This window comes from Clostridium yunnanense (assembly GCF_016595795.1).
Taxonomy (GTDB): domain Bacteria; phylum Bacillota; class Clostridia; order Clostridiales; family Clostridiaceae; genus Clostridium_AR; species Clostridium_AR yunnanense.
Genome location: NZ_JAENHN010000065.1, coordinates 27,903 through 43,223, shown reverse-complemented (window position 1 = coordinate 43,223; position 15,321 = coordinate 27,903). Strand labels below are relative to the sequence as shown.

Genomic DNA, 15,321 nt, shown 5'->3' with positions numbered 1-15,321 from the left:
AAATACAAGTTTTTAGTTCATATTTTTATATTATATGATTATTAGTTAATATAAATTTGCCTAGTTCAATATTCTTATACTAAATTGCATACTTTATACTTCAAAATACCTTTCTTGTAATATGTTTTACTACTTTTATTCTTTTCATGTTTAATTTTTTATTTTTCTAACATTTTATTATGACTTATTTATATAACAGTTTAAGAATGACAAAGCCAAGATTTTGTCACTCTCATTTTTAACTATTCTTTATAATTTAAAATTTGCACTAATATAAAGATTTAGCAACTAACTTTTTATTTAATATCATTTAACATATTAACAGTAACTTCAGCTGCTATAGCTTGTTGCTGACTGCTATCTATTGTAGCTTCTCCATCTCCTTTTTGATGACCATAACTTCCAAAGCCACCGTGATTACCACCATCTATCTCCTTGAATACAGTAGTTTCAGGAAGATCACTCTTTGAAGCTTTTATCTTATCTAAGTCAGCCACCTTGTCTTCCGATCCCCAAAGACTTATGACTTTAATATGACTTTCTTTCAAGCTCTTATCACTTAATGGATATGATCCGTAAAATGCCAGTGCTTTTATTCTGTCTTGGTTACTGTAAGCAAAATTTTCTGCCATTACTCCTCCTAAAGAGTGTCCACCAATAGCCCAAGTATTTATATCTTTGTTGTCTTCAATTATCTGGTTTGCTGCATTAACATTAAAAACTGCTAATTTAAATGGCATTTTTGCGATATACACATTAAAGCCTTTGTCTGCAATCTTTTGCATAAATTTTATATAAGCTTTTTCATCGACCTTCCCACCTGGATAAAATATAAATCCAACATCACTTTTTTCTCTTGGTATCAATTCTATATATTTCTCTTTAGCTGTTATCGTAATAGTAGATTCTTTGCTTGCCATAACCTCTATGCTTTCATCAGCCTTATAGTAAGTGTTTAAATAAATTACAGCTGAAGTAAGTATTAGAACTAGAATTGTTGTTAATACTATTGATATCTTTTTCTTTTTTTTCATACTTGCTCCTTAAAATTTAATATTGATATATTTCATTATATTAGTATTATAAAATTATATAAACAACAAAAATTCATGTTCTTATTTCCTAAGTTAAATATAAATCTCAGGAGGATTTTTTTATGTATACAATAATGGCAATTAAGCTATCTCCTCGCACTAAGATAGCTCCAACAGTACAGGAAATCTTAACTAAATACGGGTGCATAATCAAAGTTAGATTAGGTTTACACGAAGCTTCTACAGATGCCTGCTCTACTAATGGATTAATACTTCTTGAATTATTAAGTGATGAAAAAGAACAAATAATAAAACTTTCTGAAGAATTAAATTCATTAGAATATGTTACTGCAAAGCTTTTAGAATTATAATCTAAATAAAAAAGTCGCTGAAGCCCCCTACTCAATGAGCTTCCTTAACTCATCTACCTTTCCAAATATATGAGGAAATTTGAGTAGGAGAATAAGCTTTGTTTTTTACTGCATACTGATAAAAGCCTTTTAAAAGCTTTTAAATATCTAGATTTGATTAGATTGAAAACTTTATAATTTTATATGCAGTAAAAAGAACTCACTGAAGTAGCTTTCTTCAGTGAGTTCTTTTTGCGCATCCAAATCTAAACTTATATGTTAACCTGGTAATAAAACAAATCTTACTATAAATAAAACTGCGAATACATATAGAATTGGATGAACTTCTTTATGTCTTCCGTTTAAAACTTTCATCAATGGATAGAATATTAGTCCTACTGCTATTCCATTCGCTATACTATATGTAAATGGCATCATGGCGATTGTAAAGAATACTGGAACAGCTTCTGTAAAATCACTAAAATCAATATCTTTTACTGCACTAAGCATTAATACTCCAACTATTATAAGTGCTGGTGAAGTTGCACTTGATGGTATTATTCCAACAACTCCACTGAAGAACATTGAAACTATGAAAAGAACTCCTGGAACAATATTTGCAAGTCCAGTTCTAGCCCCTTCAGATATACCAGATGCAGACTCAACAACTGTTGCAATTGTTGTAGTTCCTAGTAAACCTCCTATAGTTGTTGCAATAGCATCACTTTCAAGAGCTTTTCTAAGATTTTTCACATTTCCTTCTTTATCAACCATGCCTGCTCTACCAGCAGTACCAACCAAAGTACCTATAGAATCGAATAAATCAACTAAACTTAATGTTATGACTACCATAGCTATACTTAAGAAGGCTCCAACTACACCTGATCCATTATGAGATAGCAAACCTTTAAAATCCAAGGCAAAGAATGTAGCTCCAATAGTAGGCATTGAGAAAATCTTTGTACTAGTATCAATAGTTGTAACTCCCATAGGTATACCTATTAAAGTTGTAACTACGATTCCTATCAATATGGCCCCTTTAACTTTTCTAGCCATAAGTACAGCGATTATTAAAACTCCTAGAATAGTTAATATAGTAGCTTTATTTGTAAAATCACCAAAGGCCATTAACGTTGCTGGATTAGCTACTATAACTCCACCACTTTTAAGCCCTATTAATGATATAAATAATCCTATTCCTGCTGTTATTGCAAGTTTTATATTCTCAGGAAGTGCCATTACTATCTTTTCTCTTATAGAAGTTAATGTAATAACAATAAACACTAATCCCGATATAAACACAGCTGCAAGACCTTGCTGCCAAGTATATCCTAAGTTTAAGCAAACATTAAAAGAAAAGAATGATACAAGTCCAAGCCCTGGTGCTAATATAAATGGTAAGTTAGCACGAAATGCCATTATAAGTGTCCCTATTGCTGCCGCTAAACATGTAGAGGCAAAAGCTGAGGCTACAATTGGGTCATTTGAAATAAGCAGTTTAGCTGCTGCATCACCTTTTAAACCTGCTAAGTTCATTCCACTCATTTTTAAAATATTTGGAATAACTAAAAGTGCATAAGCAACAGTAATAAAAGACGTTAATCCCCCAAGAAGTTCTGTTTTGACATCTGTGTCGTTCTCTTTTAATTTAAACAGCTTCTCTAATAAATTGTTCATATTAAGTTTTCTCCCTTCAAAATAAAAAGTCGCCTAAGCGAAAAAATGCCGTTATTCGAGTAAATCAAATAACGGCATGTACGTTTTGATTTACCCATAGTGAGAAATTTTACGGTCTTCTCGTAGAAACATCTGAACCTTATTATCAGAAATATATGGATAAAATTATTTTTATATATTTTTTGTACAAGTGTTATAATATCATCACTCCAAAATATTTTCAACAAAAAAATTATATTTTCGACAATATATATTGGTTGAATTAAAGATAAAAAACAGGTATATTTATAGAGGTAATAAATATACTGTTCCAACATTAATTATTAATTTCTACAAATCTGCAAATTATTAAGTACAATATTTCAGAATAAGTATAAATTAAATTTCCGTAGAGGAACCCAATACTAGGAGTGTGCATTATGAACAAAAATTCTAAATTAAGAGCTATAATACAATTTATAACTTATTCATTGGTTGGTGCAAGTAATGTAATAATTGATCTCATAGTTTTAAATATATTATGGACAATCACTGGACTAACAGTTGGAAGAATAAATTTTTTATTTAAGCTAATTTCATTTTGTATATATTCAACTAGTGGTTATTTGTTAAACAATAAGTTTACATTCAAAAGTGAAACTAAATCATCTTCTTATTTTGGTTATGTAAGTCTTCTAGGAATATTATCTTTCTTAGATGCTATAATAATAGTTTATCTTACAAGACATAATATTTTTCATATACATAGATTTTTTTGGGCCAATATATCAGCCTTTTTAGCTGCTATGCTTACAGGAATTTTAGGCTTTTTGATAAATAAATTCATTATTTTCAATAAAGATTAAAGGTGAACATTACTGTTCACCTTCATCTTTTATACAGACTATATTGGTATATAACTTTTAATTTATATCTTTAAATTTAATTACTTCCTAAGTATTAGAATTTCCCCTGCCTTGATATTTATATTTCCATCACTCTTAATCTTTTTATTATCCTTATTATCAATTAAAACTTCGTACTTTCCTTTTTCTAAAGGAATCTTACAGTCAGCAGAAGTACTATTTACGATTACAAATACGCTATCTTTTTCATAGGTTCTCTTCATATTCAATATTCCACTGTCATTTGTTTCAACCTTATCTACCTCTCCTAGTCTAAGTGCTTTATAATTATTTCTTAGTTCTAAAAGCTTTTTGTAGAAATTATATATAGAATCTTTGTCAGCTTTTTGCACATTAAGAGCTACCTTATCAATGTCATTTGTGCTTTCCATCCATTTTGTATTTTTACTAGTATCTTTGTTATCCCAAATAAATGGTTCCCTTATATTTTCATCTGGTTTTGATCCAGTCATTCCAACTTCTTCTCCATAATATATATAAGGCGTTCCCGGCAATGTAAGATATATAGCTGCTGCCATCTTCATCTTTTCAATATCCCCAAGGTTATCCATAACTCTGTTCTGATCATGATTACTTAAAAAAGGTGCTGGAACAAAGTTCTTATTTTTTTCTTTTAGAGTATCATAGTTATCCTTAATCTCAGTAGGCAAATCTTCTATACTTTGACCACTAACACCTTTAGTTATTGAATCTGCAAGAGGAAAATCGAAGACACTATCTAAGCCCTCTTGATACGGTGCCATAGCAAAAAGATTGTCCCAAACTTCTCCTGTTAATACAAAGTTTTTATTTATACTCTTACAATATTCATTGTATTCTTTCCACCATTGTATATTTTTATCTTGGTCATCATATATCCATTTTGCTGCATCTAACCTAAAGCCATCTACTCCTAGCTCTTCATAGTATTTAGCTATATTTTTCATTTCCTGCCTTACTTCTTTGTTATCATAGTTTAAGTCAGGCATACCTTCCCAGAATATAGAATAGTAATAGTCATTAAGTGTAGTATTTTTCGTCCATGGCTTTGTTCCCATCTTTGAGATTTCATTTTCTACATTAGAGTCAGTGTTCCATATATAATAATCTCTATACTTGCTATTCTTATCAGCTTTAGCTTCCTTAAACCACTTATTTTCAGTGGATGTATGGTTAATAACCATATCCATTAATATCTTTATATCTCTTTTATGTGCTTCTGCCAAAAGATTCTTCAAATCTTCCATTGTTCCATATTGAGGATTTATTTTGTAGTAGTCAGTTACATCATAACCATGATAAGAAGGCGAATCATTTATTGGCATCAGCCATATCCCATTGACACCCAACTCTTTAAGGTAGTCCAATTTTTCTGTTACTCCTTTGAGATCACCAATACCATCTCCATTGCTATCATTAAAGGCTCTTACAAAAATCTCATAGAAAGATCTTCCATCATAATTCTGTTGATCTTTTTGCGCAACCGTTTGCTTTGAACATCCAAAAAATAAAGAGACTATTAAAATAAGCACTATAAAACTACTTAACTTTTTTCTCATAACATTTCTCCCTAACTCTATATTATTTTATTCAAAATGTGTCTTAATAATTTTATCAATATTTACATAACTTAAATCTTAATGTAACTCTAATTCACTGTACTTAGGCTTCATCCTTACTAGCAAAGATTGATCAACTCACGATTATCTCTCAGATATATAAACTCTTGACTCATAAGGTCTTAGATTTATTATCTTTTCATTCACTATTTGTAAGTTATCTTCACCGTTTTCATAGTTGCAAACTTCAAGCTTGAAATTACTTAAAAAAGCCTCTTCTGAAAGCATAAGCTGCGCATCTCTACCAAAGAAATTACAAACAATTAGAATTTTTTTATCTTCTAAAATTCTTAAATACGCATAAATTGAAGGGTTTTCTTTATCTATTTCTTCAAAGGTTCCATACACTAAGGTTAGTTCTTCTTTTCTTAAAGCAATAAGTTTCTTATAAAAATTCAGTATCGAATCACAATCTTTTTCTTGTTTCTCAACGTTAACTTCTTGATAATTTGAGTTAACTTTAATCCAAGGATTTGAATCTGTAAATCCTGCATTCTCTTTGGCATTCCATTGCATTGGAGTTCTTGAATTATCTCTTGAAGTAAGATTTAATCCTTTAATATAATTTTCATGACTTACAATACCTGATAAAACAAATTCACTATATCTGGTAAATATAGAGGCATCTCTATAATCTTCTAGTTTAAAATCATCTGCATTAGTCATACCTATTTCATCACCATAATATATAAATGGCGTTCCTTTATGAGTCAGTTGCAAGGTTGCTAACATCTTCGCAGACAATTTATGATATTTCTTATCATCTCCGAGTCTTGATACAGTTCTTGTAGTATCATGATTTGAGTAAAACACAGGGCACCAACCTTCTTTTTCATCTCTAGTGGCCCATCCTGTCATTTTCTCTTTTATATCCTTTATAAGATCTATATCCACTCTCTCCCATGGATTTTCGCCTTTACCTACACTATGTAAATCGAAATGGAAAGTAAAATCTAGCTCCTTATTATCAACTCCAGTATACACATGAGCATTCTCATAGTTGATCCCACCAGTTTCGCCTATAACCACATGGCTGTCTGTAAATACATCTCTTTTTAACTCTTTCAGATAATCATGAACTTCTGGAAGATTTTGAACATAAGGTATGAAGTCACCATAAAGTGCACCATCTTTAACTTCTCCATCTGGGAATCTCATATCCTTTGCCAAATGATTTATAGCATCCATTCTAAAACCATCTACACCTTTTCCAACCCAATATTTAAGCATATTCTTCATATCCTGTCTTAGCTCTTTGTTTGTCCAATTTAAATCAGGTTGTTTTTTGGAAAATATATGTAGATAATACTCACCGGTGTTTTCATCTAACTCCCACGCGCTTCCCCCAAAAAACGAACCCCAATTGTTAGGTGGTTTATTATCTTTCCCCTTACTCCAAATATAGTAATCTCTATATTTATTCTCTTTTGACTTTATTGCTTCTATGAACCAAGGATGTTCATCAGAACTATGATTTATTACCATATCCATTATAAGTCTCATATTTCTTTGATGTATACCACTTAGAAGTTCATCAAAATCCTCTAAATCACCAAATTCTATCATTATATCTTCAAAATCACTGATATCATATCCGTTATCTTCATTTGGAGACTTATTAATTGGATTTAAATATATCATATCAACTCCTAGAGATTTTATATAATCTAACTTTTCAATTATACCTCTTAAGTCACCTATGCCATCTCCATTGGAATCTTTAAAACTTCTTACATAAATCTGATATGCTACTCCTTCTTTCCACCACTTTTTTTGCAAAATAACCCCTCCTGGATTTTATTCTATTAATGTAAATGTTTAAAATTAGTTAACACTATATCCTTACAAAACCATTTAAATGTGTAGGTTTAAAGAGGCACCACTTCTACCCAACATCTATTTTAAAACTCTCACAGATTATGTTGAGAGAATATAAAAACAATAAGTTTTTTACGAAGTGATGCATCTCTATATAGCAAAAGCATATTACTTAATTCTATAATTTATATACTATAGCCTCGTAAGGTCTAAGTTTAATATGATCCTCTTTTGGTACATTATCATAATTTGAAATCAAAATATTTCTTGTTAAACTTCTTAATTCTTCTGGAACTATGAACTCTACTTCCTCTTCAAAAAAGTTAAGTACTACTAAAAGCTTTTCATTTTCTAATTGCCTTGTATAACAGTATAAACTTTCACTTTCCTTATAATATTCCTTGAAAGTTCCATATACTATGATTTCATTTTCTTTTCTTAGCTCAATTAATCTCTTGTAATAATAGAAAATCGAATTATTATCTTTTAAAGCCTCTTCAACGTTTATTTCTGTATAGTTAGGATTTACTTTAAGCCATGGAGTTCCATTAGAAAATCCACCATTTAAGGTGCTATCCCACTGTATAGGAGTTCTAGCATTATCCCTTCCCATTCTATAAACACCAGCCATAAAGTCTTCCACTTTCATAAGACCTCCTTCAACCAGTTCCTTATAGGCATTTAAAATCTCTAAATCCTTGTATTCATTAACAGTTTCATATTTGACATTGGTCATTCCTATTTCTTCGCCTTGATATATATAAGGAGTTCCATGCATTGTATGAAGCATTGTAGCAAGCATCTTAGCAGATTCCACTCTATACTCTTTATCATTTCCAAATCTTGATACCATTCTAGGCTGATCATGGTTATTTAAGTATAGTGAGTTCCATCCATCATCACTCAGTTCTTCTTGCCATTTACTCATTATTTCTTTAAACTCACCAAGCGTCCAAGGTTTCTCTTCCCACTTAGTCCTACCTTTTCCTATATCCATAAGCTCGAACTGGAATATCATATTAAGTTCATTTCTATCTTTACCAACATAATCCTTTGCAAGCTCAGGTGAAACTCCTGGGCATTCACCTACTGTCATTACGTCATATTTACTTAGGACTTCTTTATACATCTCTTGCATAAATTCATGAATTCTAGGTCCATTCATAGAATAGGGCGCAAAGTTACCATATAAATCCCCCTCACCCTTAGGTCCATCTGGAAGCCCTGGTACCTTAGAGATAAAGTTGATTACATCCATTCTAAATCCGTCTACTCCCATCTCAAACCAATACTTCATCATATCATAAACTTCTTTTCTAACCTCTGGATTTTCCCAGTTTAAATCTGGCTGCTTCTTTGAGAATAAATGAAGATAATACTCTTCTGTTGTTTCATCATATTGCCAAGCACTTCCGCTAAAGCATGATCCCCAATTATTAGGAGGCTGTCCATTCTTACCTTTTCCCCATATATAATAATCTCTATATTTAGAGTCTTTTGAACTTCTACTTTCTGCAAACCATTTATGCTCATCTGATGAGTGATTTACAACAAGATCCATTACAAGTTTTATGCCTCTCTCATGAAGCCCTTTAAGTAATTCCTTAAAGTCCTCCATTGTACCAAACTCGTCCATTATATCTCTATAATCACTAATGTCATATCCCATATCATCATTTGGAGACTTATATACAGGATTAAGCCACATTATATTAATACCTAATTCTTTAAGATAATCTAATTTTTCTATAACACCTCTTAAATCACCTATTCCATCTCCATTAGAATCCTTAAAGCTTCTTGGGTAAAGTTGATAAACAACTCCTTCTTTCCACCATTTTCTCTCCATCTATTATCACCTCTATATAAAATTTAAAAGTTGTGCATACGGTTTCACAACTATTCTAACACATAATAAATCTTTTAAAAAGGTCATTTTTTAATTAATGTAAAAGTATTCATAATATATATCTTTAAAGTAAAAAAATGCGCCTCTAATTAGATTTATATACTATAAAATCTTATCATAGACTCATTTTTATAAAATTTTATTTTACATTCTCCAAAGCTTTTCCCACTTAGACATCACCTGATTATCTAAGCCTTTTTTTCTATTTTGAAAAGCGTTATTTTTCCGTCTAACTACTTTTACTGTAAAACAAAAAGAGATAAAGATATAATCAATCTATATCTTTATCTCCTATTTCATCTTTAAAAAGTGTAAGTTTCAATATTTTCTATAGCTTTATCAACAAGTTCATCTATTGCTAGAACACTTTCTGATTTTCTTGTAACATCTACTCTTGGTTTTGTCTTAGGATGTTTTGGAACAAATATTGTACAGCAATCTTCATATGGTAGTATTGAAGTTTCAAAAGTACCTATGTTGTTTGCTATTTCTATTATATCTTCCTTATCCATTGCAACTAGTGGTCTAAATACTGGTCTATCAGCAACATCATTACTAACCATTAAACCTTCCATAGTTTGTGATGCAACTTGCCCTATGCTTTCTCCACTAGAAACTGATTGTACTCCTTTTATTTCTGCAAGCTTACAAGCAACTCTCATCATAAATCTTCTCATTATGATGGTAAGCTCATCTTCTCTGCACTTTTCCATTATAGCCATTTGTATATCAGTAAAAGGAACTACATACAGTCTAACCTTTTCAGTATATTGAGCTAATATCTTTGCAAGGTCTTTAACTTTATCCTTTGCTCTCTCTGATGTGTATGGATGTGAATGATAGTATACACAACTAAGTTCTACACCTCTTCTTGCCATAAGGTATCCAGCAACTGGAGAGTCTATACCTCCTGAAAGCATAAGCATTGTGCTTCCATTCATTCCATATGGTAGTCCACCAGCACCCTTTATCTTATCTTTGTTTGTATAAACATATGCATTCTTTTCTCTTATTTCAATCTTTAGAGTGCATTGAGGTTTATGTATATCAACCGAAACAGTCTCATGCTTGCTAAGTACGTATCCACCTACTCCTCTAGAAGTTTCCATAGAGTTAAATGGAAATTTTTTATCTGCTCTGTTCGTTTCTACTTTAAAAGTTTCTGCTCCGCTTTCCTTAACCTTTTCAAGTGCTAAGGCTTTTATAGCATCAAGCTCTCTTTCAACTTGAGTTACTACACAGATTTCCATAACTCCAAATACACTTTTTGATCTTTTACAAGCTTCTTCAAGATCTTCACACTTTATGAACCATCTACCTTGGTCTTCAACTATCTCGAAATCTAGTCCAACCAATTTCTTCTTTATGTTCTCTTTAAGTCTTCTTTCAAACTTACCTCTGTTTAAACCCTTAAGAAATATCTCAGGGGCATATTTTACAAGAATTAATTTTTTCATATCTTTACTCTCCTTAAAAAAGTTAGTGAATTTCTTAAAACTTCTATTACGTAATCAACCTCTTCAATGGTATTAAAGCTTGAGAAGCTAAACCTGATTGCTCCAGTTATCTCTTTTTCAGTTAACCCTATTGCATTCAATACATGGCTTCCTTTGGTATTTATATGTCTTGAAGAGCAAGCCGAACCAGTTGAAACATATATATCTTTCTCTTCAAGCAGGTGAAGAAGAACTTCGGCTCTTACTCCTATGAATGAAACATTTAAAACATATGGTGAAATTTTTTCATCTAAAGAACTATTTATTTTTATATCCTTTATATTTTGTAATTTATCTATAAAATATCTCTTTAATTCTGTAACCTTATTAAAATTACTATCTAGATTCTTTGAAATTTCTTCAGCAGCCTTTACCATTCCTAAAACTGATGGTAAATTTTCCGTTCCAGATCTAAAGCCTTTTTCTTGTCCACCCCCACTAATAAGAGGTGCAACTGAAAGACCCTTTCTTATATAGCAAAATCCAATTCCTTTAGGTCCATGAATCTTATGTGCACTTACTGAAAGCATATCGATCTTACACTTTTTCACATCTATTTTAAACTTTCCGAAACTCTGCACTGCATCAACATGAAACTTAGCTCTTTGACTTCTTTCTTTAATAAGATTGCCTATCCTTTCAAGATCTTGTATTGCTCCAATTTCATTATTTACATGCATTATAGATACTAAAACAGTATCCTTGCATATACTTTCTTCTAACTGCTCTATGTCAATTTGACCTACACTGTTAACATCTAAGTATGTAACTTTCACTCCATGTTCCTCAAGTTCTTTACAAGTACTCAAAACACTTGGATGTTCAAAACTTGATATTATAACATGATTTCCTGGCTTAGTTATACCTTTTATTATCATATTATTACTTTCGCTTCCGCCAGAAGTAAAATATATTTCTTCCTTTATACAGTTAATTAGGTTTGATAACTTTTCTCTAGAGCTTAAAAGTTCTCTGTCGCATTTTATACCCATTTTATGTAATGATGAAGGATTGCCGTAGAATTCCCTCATTCCATTGCTCACTGCTTCAATAACTTCTTCAGTAGGTCTGGTGGTTGCACTATTGTCAAAATACACCTCCATTTTATCACCCTCTCAGTATAGTAATTTTCATAGCTGTATTTTTAACTACAGAAATTATAAAGTTATAAAAGTCTTCATAATTTTATCTAAATATAAATATTATGTGTAAATCTCGCGTTATACAATTTACCATATATGTAAAATTACAAACATCTTTTATTTATAATCATCAAATATAATATTTTACAGGATTATTCACTTTTTTTCAACAATAAATTGATTTTATATTGATTTTTTACTTAATATCATTATACTTTAGGATTGCTATAGATGTACCACTTCAATCCGAAACCTATTTTTAAAACTCTCACGGGTTCTGGTGAGAGAATTTAAAAATAATAAGTTTTAATATGAAGCGGTACATCTATAACCATTAAATTTCAACAATGTTCTTTAACAGACACTAGTTTTTAACCAATTTATATCAAATATTAAAAAAATCAGTGATATACTTAAAAATATATCACTGAACTATTCTGATTATTTAAATTCATTTATATCTACTTTTCAAACTAGCCTACTTTTTCTAATCTCTTAAATAACCTATCTTTAAATACTAACCCAATTACAATCAACATTATAAATATAGTTGTTCCTATATAAATCACAAGCTTATTTCCAATCGCTATATTTGCTCCGTAATAACTTGAAAGAATTAGCATTGGTAATCTTCCTAAGGTTGAATATATCAAAAAATCTATTAACGTAATCCTCGATAGACCACATAAAAATATAGAGCTGTCTTTCGGTATTCCTGGCATTATATATATTAGAAAAACCACAAGATTTAACCTATCTGAGTTCATAAGCCTTTCAAAAGGCTTTATTGCTACATCTGGCACTACCTTCTCTACAAATCTAGTCCCATATTTTTTTGTAAGATTAAATAATATTATTGATCCTAAGTTTATTCCTACTATTGATAATATTGTAGCTTCTATTGTTCCAAACACGTACCCCCCAGCAGTTTGAAATACTTCTCCTGGGATAAAGAATATTACTACTTGCAGAAATTGAAGAAGCGTATAAACTATTGGAGCTAGTGGTCCAAAGGAAAGCAAATATCTTTTAAACCTTTCATTATTCTTTAGTACTTCAATCATGTTGTGTATATCTTTTTTAAATATGATAAATAATAAAATCAAAACTAAAATAGAAAGTATTAGAAGAATTATTCCTTTGTTCTTCTTCCATGAGCTTATTAGTTTGTTCATAAACTCCTCCTCTTATATAGTCTGCCTTGTCAGTCTTTTTAATAAATTACAAAAACACATATCTTCATATATACATCTTACTATGATTTAATAAAAAGTAAATTAAAATTATCTTAATTTTATCTTAATTATTGATTTTACCTGTGATTTCATAGCAATTACTATCACTAATACTTTTTTGCTTCCATGCTCTATTCCTATATAGCAAAAAGGATGAAGCCTCAGCTCCATCCCTTATATTACAAATATCTTTTACAACAAATTCCACTTCTATTTAACTGTATCCGTAAAATTAATTCCACTTGCTTTCATATTTTGTACTGCTGAATCAACCTGTGAAGGTGAAAGCACCGTATCTTTTGCATGATAAACCCAGTCTACATCCTGTACATAAGTACTTGCTAAAAGTGGATTTTCTCCTTCTCCTGTTATGAACCATAGATTAAAGTTGATACTCATTAACTTTCTTGGCCCAAAGTATGGAGTATCTTGTGCAAATTGCCTTCCATCTATAAAATAAGTTGTAGTACCATCGCTAGCAACATTCATAACTAAGTTATGCCAACCTGCATATGAACCTGCTCCAAATTTAGAACTACCGTCCTTATACCAAGGATCTGCAGTATAGGTATGCCATGAAGTTGTCCATATACCTTGACCTTCTCCCCATCCTCCATTTGCTAAATATTCAAAGTCTAACTCACTATAACTCGGATCTCTATATCCTTCTAAAGGAGAGATTGCGAAGAAGGTTTCATTAATTTCAGCACCATCAGTTCCTGAAATAGGTGTATCTGTAAACCTTACTCTTGCAGCATAAGTACCTCTGTTATACTTTCTGTTAGTAGTATAGATCTCAGCTTGGCTTGTTCCTGCACCTGTACCATTAGTACTTGCTGTAAGTCTCATTAGCTTATTAGAAGAATTTTGAGAATCAGCAAGGAAGGAAATGTTGCTAGGTGAAAACTTACAGCCACTTGGACCTGGTCCAGCTACTTCATTTCTTAAAGTCCAGCCATGAGTTGCTAAGTTTCCGTCACTTGAGCTATTGTAATTAAAGTCATCAAACATAATATTAGATGTAGGAAGCGGTGTTGGTGTACCTTTATATATCTTTACTGAAGACATCTTATCATTGGCATCTGTACCAATCCAAGTAGAACTTGTAGTGAATGTCCACTTAGTCCCTAAGAAGTTATCATCTGCATAAGCTTCAACAGTCCATCCAGCTGGCACCTTTAACGACGACATCCAATTGTCTGGTATTCCCGCAGCATTTAGCTGTGAAAGTGTATAATTTCCTACAGGTAGTCCTATTGAAGTTCCACCATAATTGATATCTTGATATAAAACTGCTTGTTCTGGTTCATCTGATGTCCAAATCTGTACTTCTACATAGTGATTATATATATTAGCACTACTTCCATTTGAATATAACCTTACGTATCTTGCACTTATAGCTGAGAAATTTATTGCCTTTCCTGCAGAAGTTTCTGCATATTCAGCATCATTTCCTGTGCCAAGACCAGCACTATTATTATTATCATTATTGAATACTGTTGTCACCCCACTGCTAAAGCTAGGGTCATTTGATACTCTTGCAATTACATCATGGTATGTTCTACCATCAGCAAAATAATGCCAAAGGTTTATCTTATTTATATTGTACGCTTGTCCTAAGTCGATTTGTATCCATTGGAGGTTCTGTGTTACCCCTACTAAATTGTTACTGTTTACATCACCGTCCGTTATAAGTGAAGCGGATGCCGACAAGGTATCACTAGCTGTAATACTTTTACCTGTAGCTATGTTTCTTGTTGCCGCACTAACACTTTTTCCATAAGATACTACTTGAGTAATAGTCAAAGCTGCTACTAAAGCTATAGATAAAAATCCAAGACGTTTTTTACTATCCGTATTCTTTTTTTTAAACATAAAACTTTCAAACCCTTCTTTCTTTAATTTTTATATAGCATTTACACTGTAAAAAATCAATAGTTCAAGAGCTTAGTGGAACTTAGATATAATGTTTTCTAAATACATATATTATTTTAGATCCTTATTATTTGAACTACCTAAAAATCTTGCTAGTTCATAACTGAAAATTTATTTGGTTTGTTTTAATGAAATTTGTTTTAGAATTTGAGATTTTGCAATTTTAGTTGATTTTCTGAGATATTGTTTAGACTTTTATTTTTGAAATTTAAATTAGAAAAG

The 15,321-nt window shown here is 31.1% G+C and carries 11 protein-coding genes and 1 riboswitch; of the genes, 2 read left to right on the top strand and 9 right to left on the bottom strand.

Translation table 11 applies throughout. From position 1 onward, the window contains the following. Positions 1-296: 296 nt before the first annotated feature. Positions 297-1,034: an alpha/beta family hydrolase gene (locus tag JHL18_RS23450; RefSeq protein WP_200273825.1), complete on the bottom strand. Its 738-nt coding sequence runs from the start codon at positions 1,032-1,034 to the stop codon at positions 297-299. Positions 1,035-1,156: 122 nt separating this feature from the next. Between JHL18_RS23450 and JHL18_RS23445 the strand changes: the two genes are divergently transcribed. Then, a complete protein-coding gene (locus tag JHL18_RS23445) occupies positions 1,157-1,405 on the top strand; it encodes a CPF_0552 family protein (RefSeq protein ID WP_200273823.1) in 249 nt (82 codons plus the stop codon). Between the two features lie 258 nt (positions 1,406-1,663). Here JHL18_RS23445 and JHL18_RS23440 read toward each other — a convergent pair whose 3' ends face one another. Next, entirely contained in the window at positions 1,664-3,061 is a 1,398-nt protein-coding gene (locus tag JHL18_RS23440) for an NCS2 family permease (protein ID WP_200273821.1), read from the bottom strand. A 77-nt stretch (positions 3,062-3,138) separates the two neighbouring features. Next, positions 3,139-3,240, bottom strand: a riboswitch (purine riboswitch). 240 nt (positions 3,241-3,480) lie between these two features. Between JHL18_RS23440 and JHL18_RS23435 the strand changes: the two genes are divergently transcribed. Further along, positions 3,481-3,906, top strand: coding sequence for a GtrA family protein (locus tag JHL18_RS23435; protein WP_200273819.1), 426 nt, complete (start codon positions 3,481-3,483; stop codon positions 3,904-3,906). Between the two features lie 80 nt (positions 3,907-3,986). On the opposite strand, the gene JHL18_RS23430 is transcribed toward JHL18_RS23435, so the two are convergent. From JHL18_RS23430 to JHL18_RS23400, 7 genes are all read right to left on the bottom strand, one after another. Next, positions 3,987-5,504 carry an alpha-amylase family glycosyl hydrolase gene (locus JHL18_RS23430; protein ID WP_200273817.1) on the bottom strand — a complete coding sequence of 506 codons (1,518 nt, stop codon included), beginning with the start codon at positions 5,502-5,504 and terminating at the stop codon, positions 3,987-3,989. A gap of 144 nt (positions 5,505-5,648) precedes the next feature. Next, the gene (locus JHL18_RS23425; RefSeq protein WP_200273816.1) at positions 5,649-7,343 is read right to left on the bottom strand and encodes a glycoside hydrolase family 13 protein; all 1,695 of its coding nucleotides are present in this window, start codon (positions 7,341-7,343) and stop codon (positions 5,649-5,651) included. A 217-nt stretch (positions 7,344-7,560) separates the two neighbouring features. Further along, positions 7,561-9,231: a glycoside hydrolase family 13 protein gene (locus JHL18_RS23420; protein WP_200273814.1), complete on the bottom strand. Its 1,671-nt coding sequence runs from the start codon at positions 9,229-9,231 to the stop codon at positions 7,561-7,563. Positions 9,232-9,593: 362 nt separating this feature from the next. Next, positions 9,594-10,748, bottom strand: coding sequence for a tRNA uracil 4-sulfurtransferase ThiI (thiI, locus tag JHL18_RS23415; RefSeq protein WP_200273812.1), 1,155 nt, complete (start codon positions 10,746-10,748; stop codon positions 9,594-9,596). After that, positions 10,745-11,890: a cysteine desulfurase family protein gene (locus JHL18_RS23410; RefSeq protein WP_200273810.1), complete on the bottom strand. Its 1,146-nt coding sequence runs from the start codon at positions 11,888-11,890 to the stop codon at positions 10,745-10,747. Before JHL18_RS23410 ends, thiI begins: the two co-directional genes overlap by 4 nt. Positions 11,891-12,402: 512 nt before the next feature. Continuing rightward, complete coding sequence (locus tag JHL18_RS23405) at positions 12,403-13,104, bottom strand: TVP38/TMEM64 family protein (RefSeq protein ID WP_200273808.1); 702 nt, start codon at positions 13,102-13,104, stop codon at positions 12,403-12,405. A gap of 270 nt (positions 13,105-13,374) precedes the next feature. Continuing rightward, positions 13,375-15,039 carry a galactose-binding domain-containing protein gene (locus tag JHL18_RS23400; RefSeq protein WP_200273806.1) on the bottom strand — a complete coding sequence of 555 codons (1,665 nt, stop codon included), beginning with the start codon at positions 15,037-15,039 and terminating at the stop codon, positions 13,375-13,377. Positions 15,040-15,321: the final 282 nt, after the last annotated feature.